The following is a 20262-nucleotide window of genomic DNA, read 5'->3' as shown; positions in this document are numbered from 1 at the left end:
AGACTCACAATAACAATGTACTTTCACACTAAATTCGAGGTGATGAAAATGAATTTAAATTTACGAAATGCCATTATATCAAATGTTTCAGGGAATTCACAGCAGCAGTTGGAATCAACCATTATGGATGCCATCCAAAGCGGCGAAGACAAAATGCTGCCAGGCTTAGGTGTTTTATTCGAAGTAATCTGGAAAAATTCCAACGAACAAGACAAAAACGAGATGCTGTCAACTCTCGAAAAAGGGTTACAATAAGAAAAGACGGTTGGGTACCCAACCGTCTTTTCTTATGATATAAACCAATTAATTAAAGGTAATATTCTTGACCGTCTCTGCATCTAGACGTTTAATGACTTCTACAATAAGCTTGACGGCATTTTCATAATCATCGCGGTGTAACATCGCCGCATGTGAATGAATGTAGCGCGTCGCAATTGTAATAGATAAAGCAGGGACACCGTTTGCTGAAACGTGAATCGCACCTGAGTCCGTTCCTCCACCTGCCATCGAATCAAACTGATATGGGATATTCAATTCATCCGCTGTATCTGTCACAAGATCGCGCAAGCCTTTATGGGAGACCATTGATGCATCATATAAAATGATTTGTGGTCCTTTCCCCATTTTGCCCATTGCTTCTTTCTCTGACACCCCTGGCGTATCACCAGCAATGCCCACATCTACACCAAACGCAATGTCCGGCTGAATGAAGTTCGCTGACGTTTTCGCCCCGCGCAGTCCAACTTCTTCTTGAACCGTTCCAACACCGTACACGACGTTCGGGTGCGCTGTATCTTTCAGTTGCTTTAGCACGTCAATAGCAATGGCGCAACCAATGCGGTTATCCCACGCTTTAGCAAGTAGCATTTTTTCATTGTTTAACACTGTAAATTCAAAATATGGGACCACTTGATCTCCTGGTTTGACGCCCCATTCCATCGCTTCCTCTTTGCTGGATGCACCAATGTCGATAAACATATCTTTAATTTCAACCGGCTTTTTGCGAGCTTCCGGTGATAAAATATGAGGCGGCTTTGAACCGATAACCCCTGTTACATCCCCTTTTCTCGTTACAATCGTCACACGCTGGGCGAGCATCACTTGCGACCACCAGCCTCCTACCGTTTGAAAACGAAGAAACCCTTTATCATCGATTTGCGTAATCATAAAACCAACTTCATCCAAATGGCCCGCAACCATTATTTTGGGTCCATTTTCTTTTCCAGTTTTCTTGGCAATTAAGCTGCCTAACCCATCTGTTGTTACCTCATCTGCATAAGGCTCAATGTACTTTTTCATCACATCGCGCGGTTCACGCTCATTTCCAGGAATGCCTTTTGCATCCGTTAACTCTTTCAGCATCGTTAATGTTTCATCCAATTTAGCCATGCTGTTAGTCAGCCTCCTTCAATATGTATCATAATTCATTAGTATACAGAACATTTGCTCAAAACACGAATTAGTACCCTTGCTCCTGGCGCTGAAAATTCACTTCATTTTTCGCTTTATATGCGCGCTTTACATCCTCTGAGGAAAAACCGAGCATTTCGCCTAATATTAAGTATTGCGAAAACAACTGAATGTATGTATCTTGTGCCATATTTCTACGGAACTGTGAGAGATTTTCATAGACATTTAAAAATTGAGCGGTTAACTCCTCTTCTCTTTTTGCTTGCGGGACCGATACATCTGCCGGAATGCCAAGTTCTAAACCGAGTGAAAGTAAAAAGTGAACCCCATCTACATACTCTTCTAAAATAGTTTCTGCATCTGCTGACGGTTTCACGCTCCAAAACTTGAAGCAGCGCGTTTCATTCGCAAGCTCTCCTACCTCCACCATAAAAGCGAGAATTTTTCTTTCGATTAGAGATTCGCCTTTTAATCCATGCTTCTCTTCGATATGGGTATCTAACTGTCGCTGCATATCAAATAACTGTTCAAAATTCATTCTTTATTCTCCTTTCTACTTATATTCTGCTTCATAAGCATAGCAAACACCTATGCAAACATCATATTTGTTCCTCAATAAATTATAACAAAGTGAAAAGAAGATGAAACCTTTTCCCGATTGACACGTAAAGTAATGGAATAGAGTATAAGGAGGGACTTGGAATGATTGTCGTTCTATTACGTTTACTCATTATTGCCGCTTTTTTCTACCTTATTTTAAAGGCGGTGCGCTATTTTACAGATCCGATGCGCAAATTGGAACATGCACATGAGAAAAAAGAATTTCACCTCCTTGATGAGAAAGGAAATGTCCGCAAAAACTTTTTGCTCACATATAAAGGAGTCTTATTTGAAGGAGAAAAATATTTAGGAACGACTAATGACTCCTTTGAAGTTATCTCCATCATCGTTTCCATTCGCGATACTGAAAAGCTAGAAGGTCTTTCACGCCTTGACTTCTCTCGAATTGAGCAAGAAATTCAATTTTTATATCCGTACGCCAAAATTGAATGGAAAAGCCCGATTAAAGAATTTCTTCAATAAAAAGAGCCAAGCCGTAGAAATTAATGGCTTGGCTTTTTAAATAAATCGAAACAAAAAAACAGCATGAATCACCGCTAACAAAGGAAGACCTGCTTTAAACTGTTTATGCTTTGTTTTATGGTAAAACACATACATCCCTAAAGCCGCACCTGCTGCTCCGCCAACAATAGACCAAAACCAGATTGTTGCCTCTTTAATTCGCCACTTGCGCTCTCTTGCTCTTTGTTTATCCACTGCCATTAAAGTCATCGCCGCAATATTTACACATACATAATACATCAACAAAAGTTCATTCATTCTTTCGACTCCTTTTCGTCATTGTCACTAAAATAATAAAAAGCCTCCTTAAAAAGGAGGCTTTCGAATTATTTCAAGTTGCTTTTTGCAACTGTTGCTAATTCAGCGAATGCTTTTTCATCGCTAACAGCAAGCTCAGCTAACATTTTACGGTTAACTTCGATACCAGCTACTTTTAAACCGTGCATTAAACGGCTGTAAGAAAGACCGTTCATACGAGCAGCAGCGTTGATACGAGTGATCCATAATTTACGGAAGTCGCGCTTTTTCTGGCGACGGTCACGGTAAGCATACATTAAAGATTTCATTACTTGCTGGTTAGCAACTTTGTATAATGTATGTTTAGAACCGAAATAACCTTTTGCTAATTTTAAAACTTTTTTACGACGTTTGCGTGTTACTGTACCGCCTTTTACACGTGGCATAGTTGTTTCCCTCCTGTATTGTCTATCCTAAACCGAAATTATTTCATGTTAATTAATAAGAAACGGATGCGTTTGTAATCGCCTGTGCTTACTACAGCACCTTTGCGAAGTTTACGCTTTTGCTTTGTAGACTTGTTAGCAAATAAATGGCTTGTGTAAGCATGAGAACGTTTAAGCTTACCAGATCCAGTTTTCTTGAAACGCTTTGCAGCGCCGCGGTGAGTTTTCATTTTTGGCATTGAGTGTTCCTCCTCATTTTATTGCTTTTCATTTTTAGGTGCTAAAACTAAGAACATGCTGCGTCCGTCCATCTTAGGAGCAGCCTCTATTGATCCTACATCCGCACAAGCTTCTGAGAAACGATCTAATACACGTTGACCGATTTCCTTATGCGTAATTGCACGACCCTTAAAGCGAATGCTCGCTTTTACTTTATCGCCTTTTTCAAGGAACTTGCGTGCATTGCGAAGTTTCGTATCAAAGTCATGTTGATCAATTGTCGGACTTAAACGAACTTCTTTTAAGCTGATGATCTTCTGGTTTTTGCGAGCTTCCTTTTCCTTCTTCTGTTGCTCAAATCGGAATTTACCATAATCCATAATACGGCATACTGGCGGTTTCGCATTTGGAGCAACCATAACAAGATCTTGGTTCACTCGCGCAGCAATTTCTAATGCTTCCTGCTTCGTTTTAATTCCTAATTGTTCCCCGTTTTGGTCGATTAAACGAACTTCGCGGGCACGGATGCCCTCGTTCACCATCATATCCTTGCTAATAAGTAGCCACCTCCAAGGTTTTATGGTCGAATACATCGTTTGAGCAGATGTCTGCCCCACAAAAAAAGTGTGAGCACATACTGCACCCACACTTTACCTTTACACATACGTAAATAGTTAAATTCATACCTGCCAACTGCTTGAGCGTCGACCAGGTGAGAAGCGGGTGCTTCTGCTTTTACACAAACAAGTATTCAATTACCTTTACAATTGTAACATGTCCATCAGACTATGTCAACGTTGTAGGCTACTTTTATCACAACAAAAATTATTCTATCAAAGTTACTTTATAAATGCAATCATTTTTTTCTGTTTATCGTGCTACTTCTTGTTTTAACGCTGCAACGAATTGTTCGAAGTCAATCGTCTCTGATTTTTGCTCACCATATTTGCGGACATTAACAGCATTTTCTTCCACTTCTTTATCGCCGACAACAAGCATGTACGGTGTTTTTTGCATTTGCGCTTCGCGGATTTTGTAGCCAATCTTCTCATCGCGCTCATCAAGCTCTACACGAAACCCTTCAAGCTGCAATTTTTCTTGAACTTGCTTTGCATACTCTAAGTGAACTCCAGGTGATACAGGGATAACCTGTACTTGAACCGGTGCCAACCACGTTGGGAACGCACCTTTATACTCTTCGATTAAGAAGGCTACAAATCGTTCCATTGTTGATACAACGCCGCGGTGAATAACGACTGGACGATGCGGTTTGCCGTCTTCTCCAACATATGTTAAGTCAAAGCGCTCTGGCAATAAGAAATCAAGCTGTACTGTTGATAAGGTTTCATCTTTTCCAAGAGCTGTACGTACTTGAACATCCAATTTCGGACCGTAGAACGCCGCTTCGCCTTCTGCTTCATAATAATCAAGACCAAGCTCGTCCATCGCTTCTTTCAACATGCTTTGCGCTTTTTCCCACATTGCATCATCATCGTAATACTTTTCTGTATCTTGTGGGTCACGGTAAGATAAGCGGAATGAGTAATCTTCTAAACCGAAATCTTTATATACCGCCAACACTAAGTTTACGACACGCTTAAATTCATCTTTAATTTGATCAGGACGCACGAAAATATGAGCATCGTTCAACGTCATCCCGCGTACACGCTGTAACCCGGATAGTGCACCTGACATTTCATAACGGTGCATCGTGCCAAGCTCCGCAATACGGATTGGCAATTGACGGTAACTGTGAATTTCATTTTTATAAATCATCATATGGTGCGGGCAGTTCATCGGACGAAGCACAAGTTGCTCGTTATCCATCTCCATCGCCGGGAACATGCCGTCTTGATAATGATCCCAGTGGCCAGACGTTTTATAAAGCTCCACACTTCCTAATACCGGTGTATACACATGTTGATAACCTAAACGCTCTTCTTTATCCACAATGTAACGTTCGATCACGCGGCGAATAGCAGCACCTTTTGGAAGCCATAATGGAAGACCTTGTCCAACTTTTTGAGAGTTCGTGAATAAGTTCAGCTCTTTTCCTAGCTTACGGTGGTCACGTTCTTTCGCCTCTTCCAATAAGCGTAGATGCTCTGCCAACTCTTCTTTTTTGAAGAACGCTGTACCGTAAATACGTTGCAGCATTTTATTTTTACTGTCACCGCGCCAGTACGCACCCGCAATGCTTAACAGCTTAAATTCTTTAATTTTTCCTGTCGAAGGAACATGGACACCGCGACAAAGATCGAAAAATTCACCTTGCTCATAGATTGACAATGTTTGTCCCTCTGGGATTGATTCTATAAGTTCAAGCTTCAAGTGATCTCCAAGCTCTTCGTATAGCTTGATTGCATCTTCACGGGATACTTCTTTGCGAACGATTTCTAAGTTTTCATTGACAATCTTCTTCATTTCTTTTTCAATCGCCACAAGGTCTTCTGGTGTAATAGACTCTTCCATATCAATGTCATAGTAGAATCCATTTTCAATAACAGGACCGATACCAAGTTTCACGTCTTTATACAAACGCTTAATCGCTTGAGCCATAAGGTGGGCTGTACTATGGCGCATGATTTCTAATGCATCTTGTGTATCTTGCGTCACAATGGCAATGGTTCCGTCCTCTTGAATTGGCGTGCGTAAATCGATCAGCTCACCGTTAAATTTCCCAGCAATGGATTTTTTCTTTAATCCCGGGCTAATTGAGCCAGCAATGTCTTCTGTCGTTGTGCCTTTCGGGAACTCCTTCACAGCACCATCGGGAAATGAAATGTTAATCATATCAGACATGTTGTTACACTCCTTTAAAATGTGATCAGTTTTAAAGCAAATAAAAAAACCCGTCCCTAAAGTAAGGGACGAGGTATCTCGTGATTCCACCCTTGTTCCTGTTTTGGAGATTATTAGCGACTAATGAATAGAAGCCGACATATGCCAAAACAGCTCAAGAATTGATAACGGCAAATACCGTCAGTAATTACTGAAATACACCATTCGTTCACTACTGAAGTTTAGAGGTGGTAAGTCCATTTTTCGTGTTAGGAAGCTTGCAGCCATGGCCTCCCTCTCTGTAAACCGTAAAAACATACTCATGTCCTCATCATAACTTTATATCCATATAAAAGTATGTGTTCATTATAATTTTTTTATTTCTAGAAATCAACCTCTTGTCTTTACTTGTTCTCACAAGTTAAATGAAAGTAATGTTTCGGATAGATGGTGACCTTTTCTTGGAAAATGTTTCGAATCGTTACATAAAGAGAACGCAATGGGCTGTCTGTATAAATATAAATACGTGTCGGAGCCATCGCTAAAAGCGGCTGAATGACATGCTCATCTATGTACGATGCTTCATTGCACAGCATCAGTTCTTCCTTGTAACGCTTTCTTTTTTCTTCTTTAATTTCTAAAAGGTGTTCATCATAAAAATAAAATTGTTCTTCTTCCACCACATGAATGCTACTTACTTTTGACTGTTGAGTAGCCGCTGCTTGCCGAAGTTGCTCTAACACAATTTGATAATCTTGCTCTAACTTATATTCATCAATGCCCAGTTCAATGTAATACATAAGCCGCTTTACATATTCCTTTAAACGAAATTGCATAAATGATTCAAAGCTGAATGTTAAATTGCCTGTTATAAAACGTTGCAGCGAATCTGTTATGAGCTCATCTTTTGAAGGTGAAAAGATTTTTTGAGGGATGCTTTCTCGCTCTCCTTCCATAATGGAATACATCATGGACATAATTTGAGTGCGTTCCTCCTCGTCCTCATAAAAAAACACTTGGCGTAAAAGATTCATAATGATTTCTTCTTCTTTGTACATGAGTACATATTCCTTTAACACGGGAATTACGATTTTCTCGACGACTATTCCATTGTTGGCAGACAAATCTATGATTAAGAGCTTCTGTTCAACTAACTGAAAGCATGTATCGAAATATAATAAAGCGCTTTGACGCGCACATAACCATTCATAAATAATTCGTGCGTCTTTTTCACATCGAAAAAACACTTTAATCAATCATATCCCCCCTTTAGGACACGTTTATTAGTACTATGTATATGGGGGTTTTCATAAAAAATGAGCAAGTAAAGCCTACTTGCTCATTTTTTAATCTCTTTTATTTCGTCCAACTGCTTCTACCGGAATGGATAATGCTTTAATTCTTTCCATAATCCGCGCTGCTTTGACTTTTTCCTCTTCTCCACGCTGTGTATACGTGAGATGATGCTCTAGTTCATTTAAGTTCAAATTGGAAGTGAAAAAAGTCGGCAAGTTTTCCAACATCCGAAATTGCAAAATAGCTCCTAACACATCGTCTCTCATCCAGCTTGTCACTGATTCAGCCCCGATATCATCAAGCATAAGAACAGGTGCTTTTTTGACAAATTCAATTTTTTCATTGAAGGTTTGATCTTGAAAAGACCCTCTCAACTCACGTAAAAACTCCGGAAGATAGACAATGAGCGAACGTATTTTTTTCTCAGCCAGCTGATTGGCAATTGCTCCAAGTAAATACGTTTTTCCGACACCAAACGGCCCGTACACATAAAGGCCCTTCATTTTTTTCTCCGTATTGTAATTCCGAACAAATTCATGAGCAAGTTTAATCGCTTCAATACGCCCTTGCTCAATTTCCACCTCTGCTAAAGATGCCCGCAAAATATCTTTCGGTACGTACAGACTTTGGATAAACGCTTCTTGTTCTTTCCGTTCATCTTCACGAACTTTGCTTGGACAGCGCTCATATTGTAAATCAATCGCTTTTCCTTGAATCACTAAGCGAGGCTGATACCCTTGAATCATATTGATACAGTGGCCGAGCGATTCACAGCGCTCACACTGTTTGCTTTGTGTTGTATATTCGTATAGTTTAATTAAACTGCGTTCGATCATCTTGGTATCGACCACATCTTTATGCTCTTTTATAAACGCGAGCACACCAGGGTCTTTCATCACTTGGTTCTTCAATGACTGAAATCGTTCACTAAAGTCTTCTTTTTTAATAAGGTCTTGAAACGCATTATTGATTCGCTGCACGTTTTATCACCGCTTTCTTGCTTATAGATCCAATTTTTTAAACTGATGTTGAACAATAGGCGTTACGGCTGCTTAGGCTGACGGTACTGTTTCAACTCTTCTTCCAACCTACGTTTTTCCTCTTCGAAGTCTAAACCAGTCGTTCCCTCTTCTTTGATTGATTCTTTTTTAGTGTCTTGTTTATTTTGAAGCCAATCCGGAACTTTTTCTTTCCGTACTGTTTTTTTCGTACTAGAGCGTTTTGTTTGTTTCGACTCCGTCCACTTTTGATACTGTTGATGCTCACGCTTAGCAAGGTCCATCGCTTCTTTCACCGTTCGAATATTTTTCCTTGCCCAATGGCTCGCAATTTTTTCTACATATGCCCTTGACAATTTCATGTCTGAACGGAGCATCACATAGTAAATTAGCACATTGGCGACACCTGGAGTTAATTTTTGCTGAAATAATACATCTTCGATAATTTGCAAATCGGCTTTGGCCGGTTCCGCTCCGCCTGACAATTCCATAAGAAGTTGTTTTGGAGAAATACGTTCAAGCTGGCGAATAAGCTGTTCCTCCTGCGTTTTCGGCTCTTTCTCCGTTTCTGTCCGCAAAGCAGGCGGCTGAACCCGTTCCGCTAAATGTGGCAATTGATCCCCTTGCTCAAATTGATAAAAATCACGCGCCGCCTTTCGCATTAGTTCGATATCAATTTGGTCATTCTCATCTAATGACTGGAGGATGACGTTTTTCATTTGCAATGGATCAATTCCGTATAGGAAAGCTAGTTTTTTAATTGCGTTTTTCACCCTTGGTGTAATGGATTTTTTCGGTATGAGCGATTCACTTAAACCAGCATAAAACAGGTCAAAGTTAAATACATCATCAGCCACATCAATTTCTGCTTTAGAAGAAGCGGACAGATATTCAGAAGTTGGAGAAAGCTGCAAATCTCGTTGTGCTTCTTCTCCCGCATTGCTAATCATCTCACTTGTATGAAGCGAACGGAACACCTCATTAAAGGAACGGGTAACAGGCTGAAAATCACCATACTCTAACAATCGATCGGAAAAATAAGCTTTTACCTTTTGAAACACGGTTTTTCCAAGCCGGTTGTACAAGTAAATATTTAATACCCCGTCATTAAAAAATTGTTCTGGCGTTAACGGCGGGATCAACTCGTACACAAATAAACGGCTCTCCTCATCTCGTTTCATATACGTTTTTAACAAGCCGATTCCTTCCAGCTTCATTCGTTGTTCATAGATGCTTTTTAAGTTCATTTGCATCATCGCCATCAATGAGTGATGAGTCGTCTCTTTTCCCCATATACGATCTTGCTCTAACTCACTCCATAAGGTCATGTAGAGACTGAAACATAAAGATCCGACTAGCGGCTGATAAAGCATCGTCAATATTTTACGATCATAGTCTTGAAGAATTCCGTTCGAACGTACAATATAACGGTCGACAGGAATTAACTCTTTCCAATGCTGTTCTGTCATATCATTCGAACCTTTCTTTCCACCATCTAGAGGTGAACTGTACTAAGTGTAAATTGAAACTGGCATATGTAAAATAGAAGTAACGAATTTGAAGCTAAAAAAGAGCTTTAAGGAATCCCTATGAGCTCTTTTTACGCACGTTCTTTTTTTATTAATTCTTTTAGCTCTTCAATAAAGACATTGATATCGTTGAATTGGCGATACACAGAAACAAAGCGAACATAGGCGACTTCATCAATTGTTGCCAAACGCTCCATAATCATTTCACCGACTACTTCGGATTGCACTTCCGCTACACCTTGGCTGCGCAGCTCCTTTTCAACATCAAAAATCGTATCTTCTAATTGTTTTAACGTAACAGGGCGTTTTTCACACGCCTTAATAAGTCCGCGCAACAATTTTTCTTTACTGAATTCTTCTCTCGCTCCGTCTTTTTTGACGACAATAAGAGGCGTTTCTTCCACCCTCTCAAACGTAGTAAAGCGATAGTGGCATTGCTCACATTCGCGTCTTCTCCGAATTGACCGTCCTTCCTCAATAGGACGAGAGTCTAACACTCTTGTTCCATTAAACTGACAAGAAGGGCACTTCATTTCCTCAGCTCCAATAATTTCTTTTACTTTCATCTTATAGAAAATGACGTGCGAATACAAGTTTATCCTTAGGAATTCGAGTGATTCCGTTAATTCGTCTTCGTTGGTCTAATCAATACCAATTGCTCATTCGTTAATTCGTACATCTTTTTAACTAGTGCTTTACTGTAGCCAAAGTCAACAGGAAGTAACGTCGTCTCTGTTGTAACGGAAAAATCGACAGCGGTTTCAAATGGTCTCACTGATATCACACTGATCACCATAAATGCTTTTTTTCCTTTTTTAACATTGACGCTCAATTCCCCGTGTTCTTCAGACACCGATAGCAAACTAAAACCGTCCAGTCCTTCGATCAAACTTTTTATTTGCGTCAAGGCATGGGCACTGGTCGTTTTATAGTAGTGTGTTCGTAATGACAAATCGTCATGCTTGTCAGATGTTTCACAATGATTAGAGAATACTTGCTTGATAGATTGCAACAGTCCCATTATTTTCGCTCCTTTTTCTCTCATTGTTCCAACATATCGCGCAACTTTGCGTCTTAAAAGATGTTGCACGATTGTTTTCCATATAGGTTAAAAACGACAAGTTCGCTAAAACCTGACAATATAATAAAAAGAGGTGCATCATATACACCTCTAATCCGTTTTACGATTTCATTAAAGAGCTTTTACTTGCCCTTGTTTCACTTGTACAGGACCCATTCCGCGTGGCAACTCAATTGTTTCACGAGTTTGAGCTCCTAATGCTTCTGCAATGTAATCAGCCGCAATTGTAGGATCTAAATGCCCGCATGTATATACATCAATACTTGCATAACCATGTTCAGGAAAGCTGTGAATAGTTAAGTGTGATTCAGAAATAATAACAACACCACTTACACCTTGTGGAGCAAATTTGTGAAATGCTACCTCACGAACCTCTGCACCTGATTTTAATGCTGCATCAACGAAAGTTTTTTCGATATACTCCATATTATTTAACTTGTCAAAATCGCAACCCCATAATTCTGAGATAACGTGGCGACCCATTGTTTCCATACTAAACTTCCCCCTTTAACAAATTTTGATCGTCTAATGATTGAAACTGAAATCCTTTGCTATATGGAATGCTGGCTACCACGGGGGAAAGTTAGTCCAGAGAGGTCCTAACCCTTTAAGTAGAAGCATCACCAAAGCGCCTTAAGAAGTTCACGAAAAATAGTATACTTTGTTTAAACTAATTTTGCAACAGATGATTTTATATTTTTGGTGAACGCTTTTTTTCATTTTTTAAATTGTTAAAGGGTGATTCCGGTCACTCTGTATTACTGTTCCCTATTATGACAACGATACGCATGCATAAAAAAACGGGCTTAGCTGTCATTTCGCTAAGCCCGTTTTTTTAACTGACCTTTACGACCGAGGGCTGGGCCATTTTAGCTGCGATATGCTTAACTAAATCCACCACCCTTGTTGAATAACCCCATTCATTATCATACCAAGCCAGTACTTTTATTTTTCGACCATCCATGACCATCGTAGAAAGACCGTCTATGATGGCAGAATGAGAATTAGTATTAAAATCGATGGATACGAGCGGCTCTACTGTAAAATCTAAGATCCCTTTTAAAGAATTACCCGCCGCTTCAGTAAATACTTCGTTGACTTGATCAACGGTTACGTCTTTGTTCACATCGACAACTAAATCCACCAATGATACGTTTGGTGTTGGTACACGTAACGCCATTCCATGTAACTTTCCTTTTAAATGAGGCAATACGAGCGATAATGCTTTAGCTGCCCCTGTTGTAGTTGGAATAATGGATTGAGCGCATGATCGAGCACGACGCAAATCTTTATGCGGATTATCAATATTTTTTTGATCATTTGTATAAGCATGAACAGTCGTCATTAAACCGTTTTCAATTCCAAATGCATCGTCCAGCACTTTCACGACCGGCGCTAAACAATTCGTTGTACAAGAAGCATTAGAGATAATAAAGTGGCGATCTACGTCAAACTTATCTTCATTCACTCCCATTACCACCGTGATATCTTCATCTTTTCCAGGAGCGGTTAACACAACCTTCTTCGCTCCAGCATCTAGATGAAGCTTGGCTTTATCCCGTGAGTTAAACTTCCCCGTCGCTTCAATCACGAGATCAATCTTCAAGTCCTTCCATGGTAAATATAAAGGATCGCGGGAATTTAACAGACGAACGGTTTTTCCATTTACAATTAAACAATCCTCCGTCGGAACGATTTCCCCTTCGAACTTGCCGTGTACAGAATCATATTTCAACAAATGAGCCAATGTAGATGCCGGATAACTCGCATTAATCGCCACTACCTCTACATTTTCCTCATTTATAATATTGCGAAATACCATTCTCCCTATTCTCCCGAAACCATTGATAGCAACTCTTGCTTTCATGGCGAAGCCCCTCTCTATATATGTTATACTTTTTAACGTTTATCACAAATAAAGTATAACACATTTAACCTGAAAGCGGTTGATTAAAATGTCTATTTTCACAAATTAAAAATATTCAAAAAATAATATAAGTCGAAGAGACTAGGACACGTTTTGTACCAGTCTCCCCGACTTATATTCAACATTTTAGCAGATTAATTACTGATCATTATTTAGCTGTTTATGCCATCATCATGCGGAACTGTGACATTCCATTCCGATAAAATAGCTAACAGCTGCTTTTTCGTTTCAACAACCGTTCCATTATTGTTAATAAGTGCATCCGCAAGAGTTGCTTTTTCACTTAAAAGCATTTGCGCTTGAATTCGCGATTTGGCTTCTTCTTCTGTAAAGCCATTCCTTGCCATTAGTCGCTCTAGTTGGACATGGTCGTCTACAAAGACAAGTAGCACCTTGTCGACAAAAGATGTTAATTTACTTTCAAACAGCAAAGGGATATCCATGACAATGGTTTCATGTCCCTCTCGAATGAAAGCTTCTTTTTGAGCCAGCATTTCGCTTCGGACAGCGGGATGAACAATTTGATTTAATTGCTGTCTCTTTTCTTCACTATTAAAAACAATGGCACCAAGCTTCAAACGATTTAACTGTAAATCTTCGCCTAATATGTCCTCGCCGAAAACATCCACAATCTCCTTGTAAGCGGGTCGCCCTTTTTGGACCACTTCTTTGGCAATCACATCCGCATCAACAACCGGAATTCCTAAATCCGCCAACATATTAGAGACCGTACTTTTTCCGCTGGCAATGCCTCCTGTTAAGCCTATAATTAGCCCCATCTTCTCTCCTTCTTTCTTCGTGCGACTAGAGTCTCCAAATTCCAATCATAATGAGAACAATACCAGGAATAAAAGAAAAAGCCTTCATCCACTTCACCCTAGAAAGGGCTTTTCCACATCGAATTCCCAATAATAAAAAGCATGAACTCATTAAGACAACAATGAACGCCAGTTGTACAGGTGAATAACCGAGTAAAGCAGCACCGATACCAGCACCAAAAGCATCTAGTGACAGAGCCAGCCCTAGCATTACTGCTTCCACTCCCGTAATGGAACCGGATTGGTCAAAATCGGCCGCCGTCGGTTTCTTTAAAATATGAATGACGACTCCGAATGATTGAATTTCTAGCTTCCATAACATTTTTTCATCCTTCTGCTGGGAGGCGGATTCATCTTCTTGACGAAAGAATTGATACAGCACCCATGCCCCGAGAAGAACTAAAATAAGTCCGCCCAGTCTTTCTGTCCACTCTGGTGAGAAAAAGTGAGACAGCCCTTTCCCAAGCATCATCGAGCAAATTAAAGAGGCAGCAGAACAAACAGAAATGACGATAATGGACTTTAACGGAATAAACATGTTGCGCAGACCATATGTCAACCCAACGCTAAAACTATCGAGACTGACAGCGAAAGCTAATAAAAATAAGGAAAGTGTCACAACCATCGTTAGGCTCCTTCCATTCCATTTTCTATGGTCAGTATATGGAAAGAGCCTATCCATTGTTTATCGTGTTATTGATGGTTGGCGAAATTAGAGTCATCCTTATGTTAATTAGTTGTCTGTTTTTTGGCATTTCGGACAAAAATGGGTGCCTCTTCCCCCTACTACTATTTTTTCAATTGCGGTGCCGCAACGCGTGCATGGTTCCCCTTTTTTTCCATAGACAAATAACTGAAGTTGAAACGAGCCAATTTGTCCTTGCGTATTTACATATGTTCGAATAGTACTTCCGCCTTTTTCAACCGCTTCTTGTAATGTATCAACAATCTCTCGATGAAGAAGCGTCACTTCTTTTTTTGTCAGTGCATTGGCTGAGCGTTCAGGATGGATACTTGCGCGAAATAATGCCTCATCTACATAAATATTTCCAAGTCCCACGACCGCTTTTTGATCCAGTAATACTGCTTTTATTTTTCGGTTGGTTTTTTGTAATTGCCCATACAGCATGTCTGGTGTGAACTCTGACGCAAACGGCTCAGGTCCAAGATGCGCAAGAGGAAGCTCACAGTCTTCTTCTCCTTTAGCAAACAAATGCATCGTCCCAAACTTTCGGACATCTCGATACCGAAGCTCTGTGCCGTCCGTAAACTGAAAAAAAACGTGCGTATGCTTGTCATAAGGCTCCTCGGCTTGATGAAGAGCATATTTGCCTTCCATTCTTAAATGTGAAACAAGCACATAATCATCCAAAAAGATTTTTAAGAATTTTCCACGCCTTCCAATATCGCTAATGGTCTGTCCAACGAGCGCATCTTGAAATTGCTGCACCTCAGCAGGACGCTTAATGATATTTGGCCATAGTATTCGAACATGCTTAATTGTTTTTCCAACAACCAATTCGAGCAACGTCCGTCTTACGGTTTCAACTTCTGGTAGTTCAGGCACCTTACCTACTCCCTTCCCTTATTTTGCATCAAACCATGTTGGTCCATATGAATAGTCCACCTTTAATGGCACTTTCAATTCAATTGCTTGCTCCATAACTTCTGGCACAAGCTTTTCTAATTTCTTAATTTCATCCGCAGGGGCTTCAAAAATTAATTCATCGTGAACTTGCAGCAGCAGCCTTGCCTGCATATTTTCTTCTTGCAAGCGGGCAGCCATATGAATCATCGCCAGTTTGATAATATCGGCGGCACTGCCTTGAATCGGCGTATTCATAGCCGTTCGTTCCGCAAAGCTGCGCAAATTAAAGTTCCGGCTCGTAATCTCCGGGATATAGCGGCGACGATGCAATAATGTTGTTACATACCCCGCTGCTTTTGCTTCCCGCACGCTCTCTTCCATATATTCTTTTACGCCCGGGAAGCTCTCTAAATAACGATCAATAAATTTCCCAGCCTCTTTTCGCGTAATTCCAAGACTTTGGGATAAGCCATAATCGCTAATTCCGTAAACAATGCCAAAATTCACAGCCTTTGCTTGACGTCGCATATTTGCCGTTACCTCATCTGCTTCCACATGAAAAACATCCATTGCCGTTTTTGTATGAATGTCCATATCATGCTTAAAGGCGTTGATCAATTTTTCGTCACCGGCAATGTGCGCTAGTACCCGTAGTTCAATTTGAGAATAGTCAGCCGCAAAAATAGTCCATCCTTCTTCAGACGGAATGAATGCTTGTCTAATTTTTCGCCCTTCTTCCAAACGAATCGGGATGTTTTGCAAATTAGGGTCGGTTGAACTTAATCGGCCTGTTTGAGTTAACGTTTGATTAAAACGTGTATGAACTTTATTCGTTTCGGCATGAATCACTTTTTTCAGCCCTTCAATATAAGTGGACTGCAATTTACCGAGCTGACGATAATGTAAAATTTGCGGAATGATTTCATGAGCCTCCGCCAATTGCTCCAATACATCCGCCGATGTAGAATACCCTGTCTTTGTTTTTTTAATAACCGGCAAATTCAAGTTTTCAAATAAGATCACACCTAGCTGTTTCGGCGAATTAATATTAAATTCCGTTCCGGCAAGTTCGTAGATCTTCCGTTCAAACTCCGCTAGTCTCTCTCCAATTTCTGAACCCATCCGGTTTAAACGATCCGCATCCACTTTTACGCCTTGATATTCCATTTCTGCCAAAATGAATGAAAGCGGCATTTCTAATTCAGTAAATAGTTTGTCCTGTTCGTTTTCTTCCAAGCCTTTAAGCATGTCCCCTCTGAGTTCATAGAGTGCGGCTGCTTTTCTTACGATGTGCTCAGCAATAACTTCTTCTTCTGGCACATGCCGTTTCGCTCCCTTTCCATATACCGCTTCATCTCTTTGGATCTGCGTATATCCTTTTTCGTTTGCAATAGAAGCCATATCTTCTGTCGAATCGGACGGATTTAAAATATAGGATGCAATCAATAAATCAAAAGCAATTCCTTTTAACTCGATTCCTCTCCATTTTAAAGCGACAATCGCTTTTTTACCGTCAAACACATATTTCTTTTTGCTTTCATCACGAAGCCACGCTTGAAAAACAGGTGATTGAAGCGCCAACTCGGCTGGAATAAAGAACTTCCCTTCCTCGTAAACAAGCCCGAAACCGATAATATCTGCATGATGATAATTTTCATCAATGGTTTCAATAATAAGAGCCGCTTCGTCTGGCAGTCCCGCTTCCTCAATCGCCGTGAGCTTTTCAAAAGAAATTTCCTCCAACTCTTGCTCCACTTGCGTGGTAGGGGCTCCCATTTTTTCTAACAGTGAATTAAAGCCTAATTCTTTAAATAACGAAACGACCTTTTCTTCATCATATCCTTCATATGTAAGGTTATTGACTTGCACTTCCACAGGCGCCTCACGATAAATCGTGGCAAGCTGTTTGCTCATCAACGCCTGATCGCGGTTTTCTTCCAGCTTTTCTTTTAACTTTTTCCCACTTACACTCTCAATCGACTGTAGCAGTGTTTCCACTGTCCCGTGCTCTTTCAGCAACTTTAACGCGGTTTTCTCTCCTACTCCCGGCACACCTGGAATATTATCAGAACTGTCTCCCATAAGGCCTTTCATATCAATAATTTGAATAGGAGTGATCCCGTATTTTTCCGCAATGGCATCAGGTGTATACGAATCCACATCTGTAATGCCTTTACGTGTAATATCTACTGTTACATGGGGTGACACGAGCTGAAGCAAATCTTTATCACCTGAGATAACCTTGACGTCAAACCCTTCTTGTTCCGCTTGTGCAGATAGCGTTCCAATAATATCGTCCGCTTCATAATTCGCCAGCTCGTAACGCTGCACTTTATACGCATCAAGCAGCTCTCGAATGAAAGGAAATTGCTCTGACAGCTCTGGCGGCGTTTTTTGCCTGCCACCCTTATATTCTTTAAACGTCTCATGTCTGAAGGTTGTTTTCCCTGCATCAAATGCGACAAGCATATGTGTCGGTTTCTCTTCTTCCAATATGCGCATGAGCATCATGGTAAATCCATAAACGGCGTTCGTGTGAATGCCTTTATCATTGTTTAATAAAGGAAGAGCAAAAAACGCCCGATATGCAATACTGTTCCCATCTACTAATACTAACTTTTTCGACATGCGTCATCCTCCATTTGATTACTTGGCATGCGAAGGCAAAGGTAGGGACCGTCGCCACGCCCATTGGCCAGCAATTGATAATCTTATTCTAGCAGAATACTCGAGAGAAAGAAAAACTAAGGAATTCCATAAAAAAACGAGGTCGCCGCTAAACAGCAAACCTCGTTCACACTAAACGGTCGTTCTTTAATTTGAATACCCCATTAAAATTCGCGCATATGGAGAATCCGCAGGGAGAACAATGACCGTTTCATCATCGATTGTTTTCAAATAAGAATTCAACGTACGGTAAAGCTCGTAAAAATCAGGGTCTTTTGAGTAGGAGCTATTATAAATTTGGCCCGCTTCTGTCTCCCCTTGACCACGAATGACCTCCGCCTCAGCATTCGCTTTTGCTAATAGCTCTTTTACTTCTTGATCTGTTTTAGCGATAATCCGGTTTTTTTGGGCATCACCCATTGATAAATATTCTTGCGCTTTCGTTTCCCGCTCAGAAATCATTCGCGTGTAAACGGATTGCTCATTTTCAGGAGGCAAGTCGGTTCGCTTCATGCGTACATCAATGACTTTAATTCCATAATTCCCTTTATCGACGAGTTTATTGACTTGCTCGGTCACGCGGTCATTCAAACTGCCTCGCTGGGCTTTCTCATCATTAATGATTTCATCATAGTCTAGCTGCCCTAATTCAGAACGAACGACAGAGAACACAAATTCGCCCATTTTCGCTTCCGCATTCACAACAGAACGTGCGTTAGCAATCATTTTTTTAGGATTTTCAATTTTCCATACTGCATAGTTATCAACAAGCATTCGCTTCTTATCTTTTGTGTTGATTTCCGCTTCTTGTACATCATACACCATTTGATATTTCGGAAGAGATGTGACAGATTGAATAAACGGAATTTTAAAGCTTAACCCTGGTTTCGAATCAATTCGGACGACTTCACCAAATTGACGAATTACTTTATATTCGTTTTCTTTTACAATAAAGACGTTGCTCAATAGAAAGCCAAGAACAATAATGATTAAAAAAGCGATAAAGCCGCCTCTCGTATATTTTTTCCAGTCACCTGACCGTCCCTTTTTCTCATTCATATCTACAATGTTTCCGTTACTCAATTTTGTCCCCCTCCTTCCTCAGTTTGCTGCGGCACCGCTTTCTTGTCCATCGGTTGAAGCGGTAAATATTTCATCGTATTTCCATCATCCTTCATAATATAAATTTGGGTATTAGGAAGAACACGGTCAATCGTTTCTAAAATAAGTCGTTTCTCTGTAATCTCAGGTGCGCTTTTGTATTCATTATAGATAGCGTCAAAAACAGCTACATCTCCACGAGCGGCTTCAATCCGGGCTGCTTTATCCCCTTCTGCATTCGAGATAATCGCATCCTTTTCCCCATCCGCTTCTTTCGTTCGCTTATTGCGGTATTTATTTGCTTCGTTAATTTTCGTGTTCATCATTTCCCGTGCATCCGTTACATTCGTAAATGCTTTTCGAACTTCTTCATTTGGAAGTTCAACATCTTGGAGTTTCACACTTAAAATGGAGATCCCAATGTCATAGCGGTCTATTAATGTGGACAAAAGCTCTCTCACTTGACCTTCAATTTCAGCTTTCCCTGATGTTAACGCATCATCAATTTTCGAGCTGCCGATAATGCTTCTTAACGAAGCGCTTGTCGCATTGTACAAAATAGCTTGAGGATCTTCTGCATTATATAAATACTTTTCCGGGCTTGTAATTTTCCATTGCACAACCATGTCAGCTAATACAATGTTTTCATCTCCGGTAATCATCTTCGTATCCTTCGGAGCTTCTGTCACTTTTCCATCTTCTTCATCATAACCAAACTGTAAACTGAACGTTTCTTTTGATAGTTTTTCTACTTTCTGAATCGGCCATGGCAACTTGAAATGAAGCCCTGGTTCTGCCACTCCCTCATCGACCGCACCAAATGTAGCAATAACCGCTTGTTCCGATTCATCTACTGTATACCAAGTAGTAAAAGCGACAACTCCTAATAAAAGAATTCCAATTACAATTCCGACATATTTACTAATTTGCCGTGCACTTGTCATTTACAGCACCTCTCTCTCCTCGTTACAATACGTTATACGAACTATTATAGGAAAGGTTTCAAGAAATAAGCAATTTTATACAGGATTTTCAAAAAAAC

22 protein-coding genes and 2 other annotated features are annotated in these 20262 nt (G+C 40.3%); of the genes, 2 read left to right on the top strand and 20 right to left on the bottom strand.

The features are described 5' to 3' along the window. Positions 1-48: 48 nt before the first annotated feature. The gene (gene sspI, locus ACXAEO_RS02070) at positions 49-255 is read left to right on the top strand and encodes a small acid-soluble spore protein SspI (RefSeq protein WP_474877380.1); all 207 of its coding nucleotides are present in this window, start codon (positions 49-51) and stop codon (positions 253-255) included. A gap of 48 nt (positions 256-303) precedes the next feature. On the opposite strand, the gene ACXAEO_RS02065 is transcribed toward sspI, so the two are convergent. Together ACXAEO_RS02065 and ACXAEO_RS02060 are read right to left on the bottom strand one after the other, a co-directional pair. After that, positions 304-1389, bottom strand: coding sequence for a M42 family metallopeptidase (locus ACXAEO_RS02065; protein WP_474877378.1), 1086 nt, complete (start codon positions 1387-1389; stop codon positions 304-306). A gap of 70 nt (positions 1390-1459) precedes the next feature. Then, on the bottom strand, positions 1460-1948 hold the full coding sequence (locus ACXAEO_RS02060) for a dUTP diphosphatase (protein ID WP_474877376.1): 489 nt from the start codon (positions 1946-1948) through the stop codon (positions 1460-1462). Between the two features lie 164 nt (positions 1949-2112). Between ACXAEO_RS02060 and ACXAEO_RS02055 the strand changes: the two genes are divergently transcribed. Further along, positions 2113-2493 (top strand): sigma-w pathway protein ysdB, encoded by a 381-nt coding sequence (locus ACXAEO_RS02055; RefSeq protein ID WP_474877373.1) that lies wholly within the window; start codon positions 2113-2115, stop codon positions 2491-2493. 36 nt (positions 2494-2529) lie between these two features. On the opposite strand, the gene ACXAEO_RS02050 is transcribed toward ACXAEO_RS02055, so the two are convergent. The 18 genes from ACXAEO_RS02050 to hflK all read right to left on the bottom strand — a co-directional run bounded on the left by ACXAEO_RS02050 (position 2530) and on the right by hflK (position 20164). Beyond that, on the bottom strand, positions 2530-2790 hold the full coding sequence (locus tag ACXAEO_RS02050; protein ID WP_474877370.1) for a DUF1294 domain-containing protein: 261 nt from the start codon (positions 2788-2790) through the stop codon (positions 2530-2532). A 68-nt stretch (positions 2791-2858) separates the two neighbouring features. After that, on the bottom strand, positions 2859-3215 hold the full coding sequence (gene rplT / locus ACXAEO_RS02045) for a 50S ribosomal protein L20 (RefSeq protein ID WP_078413995.1): 357 nt from the start codon (positions 3213-3215) through the stop codon (positions 2859-2861). 38 nt (positions 3216-3253) lie between these two features. After that, positions 3254-3454, bottom strand: coding sequence for a 50S ribosomal protein L35 (gene rpmI, locus ACXAEO_RS02040; protein ID WP_474877367.1), 201 nt, complete (start codon positions 3452-3454; stop codon positions 3254-3256). A gap of 18 nt (positions 3455-3472) precedes the next feature. Further along, entirely contained in the window at positions 3473-4027 is a 555-nt protein-coding gene (gene infC, locus ACXAEO_RS02035) for a translation initiation factor IF-3 (protein ID WP_474883907.1), read from the bottom strand. Between the two features lie 19 nt (positions 4028-4046). Continuing rightward, positions 4047-4175 (bottom strand) — a sequence feature (ribosomal protein L20 leader region). Positions 4176-4304: 129 nt separating this feature from the next. Next, positions 4305-6236 carry a threonine--tRNA ligase gene (thrS, locus tag ACXAEO_RS02030; RefSeq protein WP_474877364.1) on the bottom strand — a complete coding sequence of 644 codons (1932 nt, stop codon included), beginning with the start codon at positions 6234-6236 and terminating at the stop codon, positions 4305-4307. Positions 6237-6297: 61 nt separating this feature from the next. Next, positions 6298-6559, bottom strand: a binding site (T-box leader). Between the two features lie 60 nt (positions 6560-6619). After that, positions 6620-7462 (bottom strand): sporulation protein YtxC, encoded by an 843-nt coding sequence (gene ytxC / locus ACXAEO_RS02025; protein ID WP_474883905.1) that lies wholly within the window; start codon positions 7460-7462, stop codon positions 6620-6622. Between the two features lie 99 nt (positions 7463-7561). Further along, the gene (dnaI, locus tag ACXAEO_RS02020) at positions 7562-8491 is read right to left on the bottom strand and encodes a primosomal protein DnaI (protein ID WP_474877362.1); all 930 of its coding nucleotides are present in this window, start codon (positions 8489-8491) and stop codon (positions 7562-7564) included. 62 nt (positions 8492-8553) lie between these two features. Further along, positions 8554-9978 carry a replication initiation and membrane attachment family protein gene (locus ACXAEO_RS02015; RefSeq protein ID WP_474877360.1) on the bottom strand — a complete coding sequence of 475 codons (1425 nt, stop codon included), beginning with the start codon at positions 9976-9978 and terminating at the stop codon, positions 8554-8556. A 131-nt stretch (positions 9979-10109) separates the two neighbouring features. Next, complete coding sequence (gene nrdR, locus ACXAEO_RS02010) at positions 10110-10571, bottom strand: transcriptional regulator NrdR (protein ID WP_474877358.1); 462 nt, start codon at positions 10569-10571, stop codon at positions 10110-10112. 89 nt (positions 10572-10660) lie between these two features. Continuing rightward, positions 10661-11059 carry a cytosolic protein gene (locus ACXAEO_RS02005; protein ID WP_474877355.1) on the bottom strand — a complete coding sequence of 133 codons (399 nt, stop codon included), beginning with the start codon at positions 11057-11059 and terminating at the stop codon, positions 10661-10663. 171 nt (positions 11060-11230) lie between these two features. Then, entirely contained in the window at positions 11231-11611 is a 381-nt protein-coding gene (gene speD, locus ACXAEO_RS02000; protein ID WP_474877351.1) for an adenosylmethionine decarboxylase, read from the bottom strand. A gap of 343 nt (positions 11612-11954) precedes the next feature. Next, entirely contained in the window at positions 11955-12986 is a 1032-nt protein-coding gene (locus tag ACXAEO_RS01995) for a glyceraldehyde-3-phosphate dehydrogenase (RefSeq protein ID WP_474877348.1), read from the bottom strand. 212 nt (positions 12987-13198) lie between these two features. Further along, on the bottom strand, positions 13199-13825 hold the full coding sequence (gene coaE, locus ACXAEO_RS01990) for a dephospho-CoA kinase (protein ID WP_474877346.1): 627 nt from the start codon (positions 13823-13825) through the stop codon (positions 13199-13201). 25 nt (positions 13826-13850) lie between these two features. Continuing rightward, on the bottom strand, positions 13851-14489 hold the full coding sequence (ytaF, locus tag ACXAEO_RS01985) for a sporulation membrane protein YtaF (protein WP_474877343.1): 639 nt from the start codon (positions 14487-14489) through the stop codon (positions 13851-13853). A gap of 108 nt (positions 14490-14597) precedes the next feature. After that, positions 14598-15431, bottom strand: a complete 834-nt coding sequence (gene mutM, locus ACXAEO_RS01980; RefSeq protein ID WP_474877341.1) for a DNA-formamidopyrimidine glycosylase — start codon at positions 15429-15431, stop codon at positions 14598-14600. Between the two features lie 18 nt (positions 15432-15449). Further along, complete coding sequence (gene polA, locus ACXAEO_RS01975; RefSeq protein ID WP_474877339.1) at positions 15450-18080, bottom strand: DNA polymerase I; 2631 nt, start codon at positions 18078-18080, stop codon at positions 15450-15452. Between the two features lie 186 nt (positions 18081-18266). Beyond that, positions 18267-19202, bottom strand: coding sequence for a protease modulator HflC (hflC, locus tag ACXAEO_RS01970; protein WP_474877336.1), 936 nt, complete (start codon positions 19200-19202; stop codon positions 18267-18269). Beyond that, positions 19199-20164 (bottom strand): FtsH protease activity modulator HflK, encoded by a 966-nt coding sequence (hflK, locus tag ACXAEO_RS01965; protein WP_474877333.1) that lies wholly within the window; start codon positions 20162-20164, stop codon positions 19199-19201. Before hflK ends, hflC begins: the two co-directional genes overlap by 4 nt. Positions 20165-20262 lie beyond the last annotated feature (98 nt).

The organism is Bacillus sp. ABA4_010 (assembly GCF_056159105.1).
This window is presented reverse-complemented; position numbering and strand designations above follow the sequence as displayed.

Coding starts and splice junctions, on each gene's coding strand:
- sspI (WP_474877380.1), top strand. CDS start 49: ATGAATTTAAATTTACGAAATGCCATTATATCAAATGTTTCAGGGAAT.
- ACXAEO_RS02065 (WP_474877378.1), bottom strand. CDS start 1,389: ATGGCTAAATTGGATGAAACATTAACGATGCTGAAAGAGTTAACGGAT.
- ACXAEO_RS02060 (WP_474877376.1), bottom strand. CDS start 1,948: ATGAATTTTGAACAGTTATTTGATATGCAGCGACAGTTAGATACCCAT.
- ACXAEO_RS02055 (WP_474877373.1), top strand. CDS start 2,113: ATGATTGTCGTTCTATTACGTTTACTCATTATTGCCGCTTTTTTCTAC.
- ACXAEO_RS02050 (WP_474877370.1), bottom strand. CDS start 2,790: ATGAATGAACTTTTGTTGATGTATTATGTATGTGTAAATATTGCGGCG.
- rplT (WP_078413995.1), bottom strand. CDS start 3,215: ATGCCACGTGTAAAAGGCGGTACAGTAACACGCAAACGTCGTAAAAAA.
- rpmI (WP_474877367.1), bottom strand. CDS start 3,454: ATGCCAAAAATGAAAACTCACCGCGGCGCTGCAAAGCGTTTCAAGAAA.
- infC (WP_474883907.1), bottom strand. CDS start 4,027: ATGTATTCGACCATAAAACCTTGGAGGTGGCTACTTATTAGCAAGGAT.
- thrS (WP_474877364.1), bottom strand. CDS start 6,236: ATGTCTGATATGATTAACATTTCATTTCCCGATGGTGCTGTGAAGGAG.
- ACXAEO_RS02015 (WP_474877360.1), bottom strand. CDS start 9,978: ATGACAGAACAGCATTGGAAAGAGTTAATTCCTGTCGACCGTTATATT.
- nrdR (WP_474877358.1), bottom strand. CDS start 10,571: ATGAAGTGCCCTTCTTGTCAGTTTAATGGAACAAGAGTGTTAGACTCT.
- ACXAEO_RS02005 (WP_474877355.1), bottom strand. CDS start 11,059: ATGGGACTGTTGCAATCTATCAAGCAAGTATTCTCTAATCATTGTGAA.
- speD (WP_474877351.1), bottom strand. CDS start 11,611: ATGGAAACAATGGGTCGCCACGTTATCTCAGAATTATGGGGTTGCGAT.
- ACXAEO_RS01995 (WP_474877348.1), bottom strand. CDS start 12,986: ATGAAAGCAAGAGTTGCTATCAATGGTTTCGGGAGAATAGGGAGAATG.
- coaE (WP_474877346.1), bottom strand. CDS start 13,825: ATGGGGCTAATTATAGGCTTAACAGGAGGCATTGCCAGCGGAAAAAGT.
- ytaF (WP_474877343.1), bottom strand. CDS start 14,489: ATGGTTGTGACACTTTCCTTATTTTTATTAGCTTTCGCTGTCAGTCTC.
- polA (WP_474877339.1), bottom strand. CDS start 18,080: ATGTCGAAAAAGTTAGTATTAGTAGATGGGAACAGTATTGCATATCGG.
- hflK (WP_474877333.1), bottom strand. CDS start 20,164: ATGACAAGTGCACGGCAAATTAGTAAATATGTCGGAATTGTAATTGGA.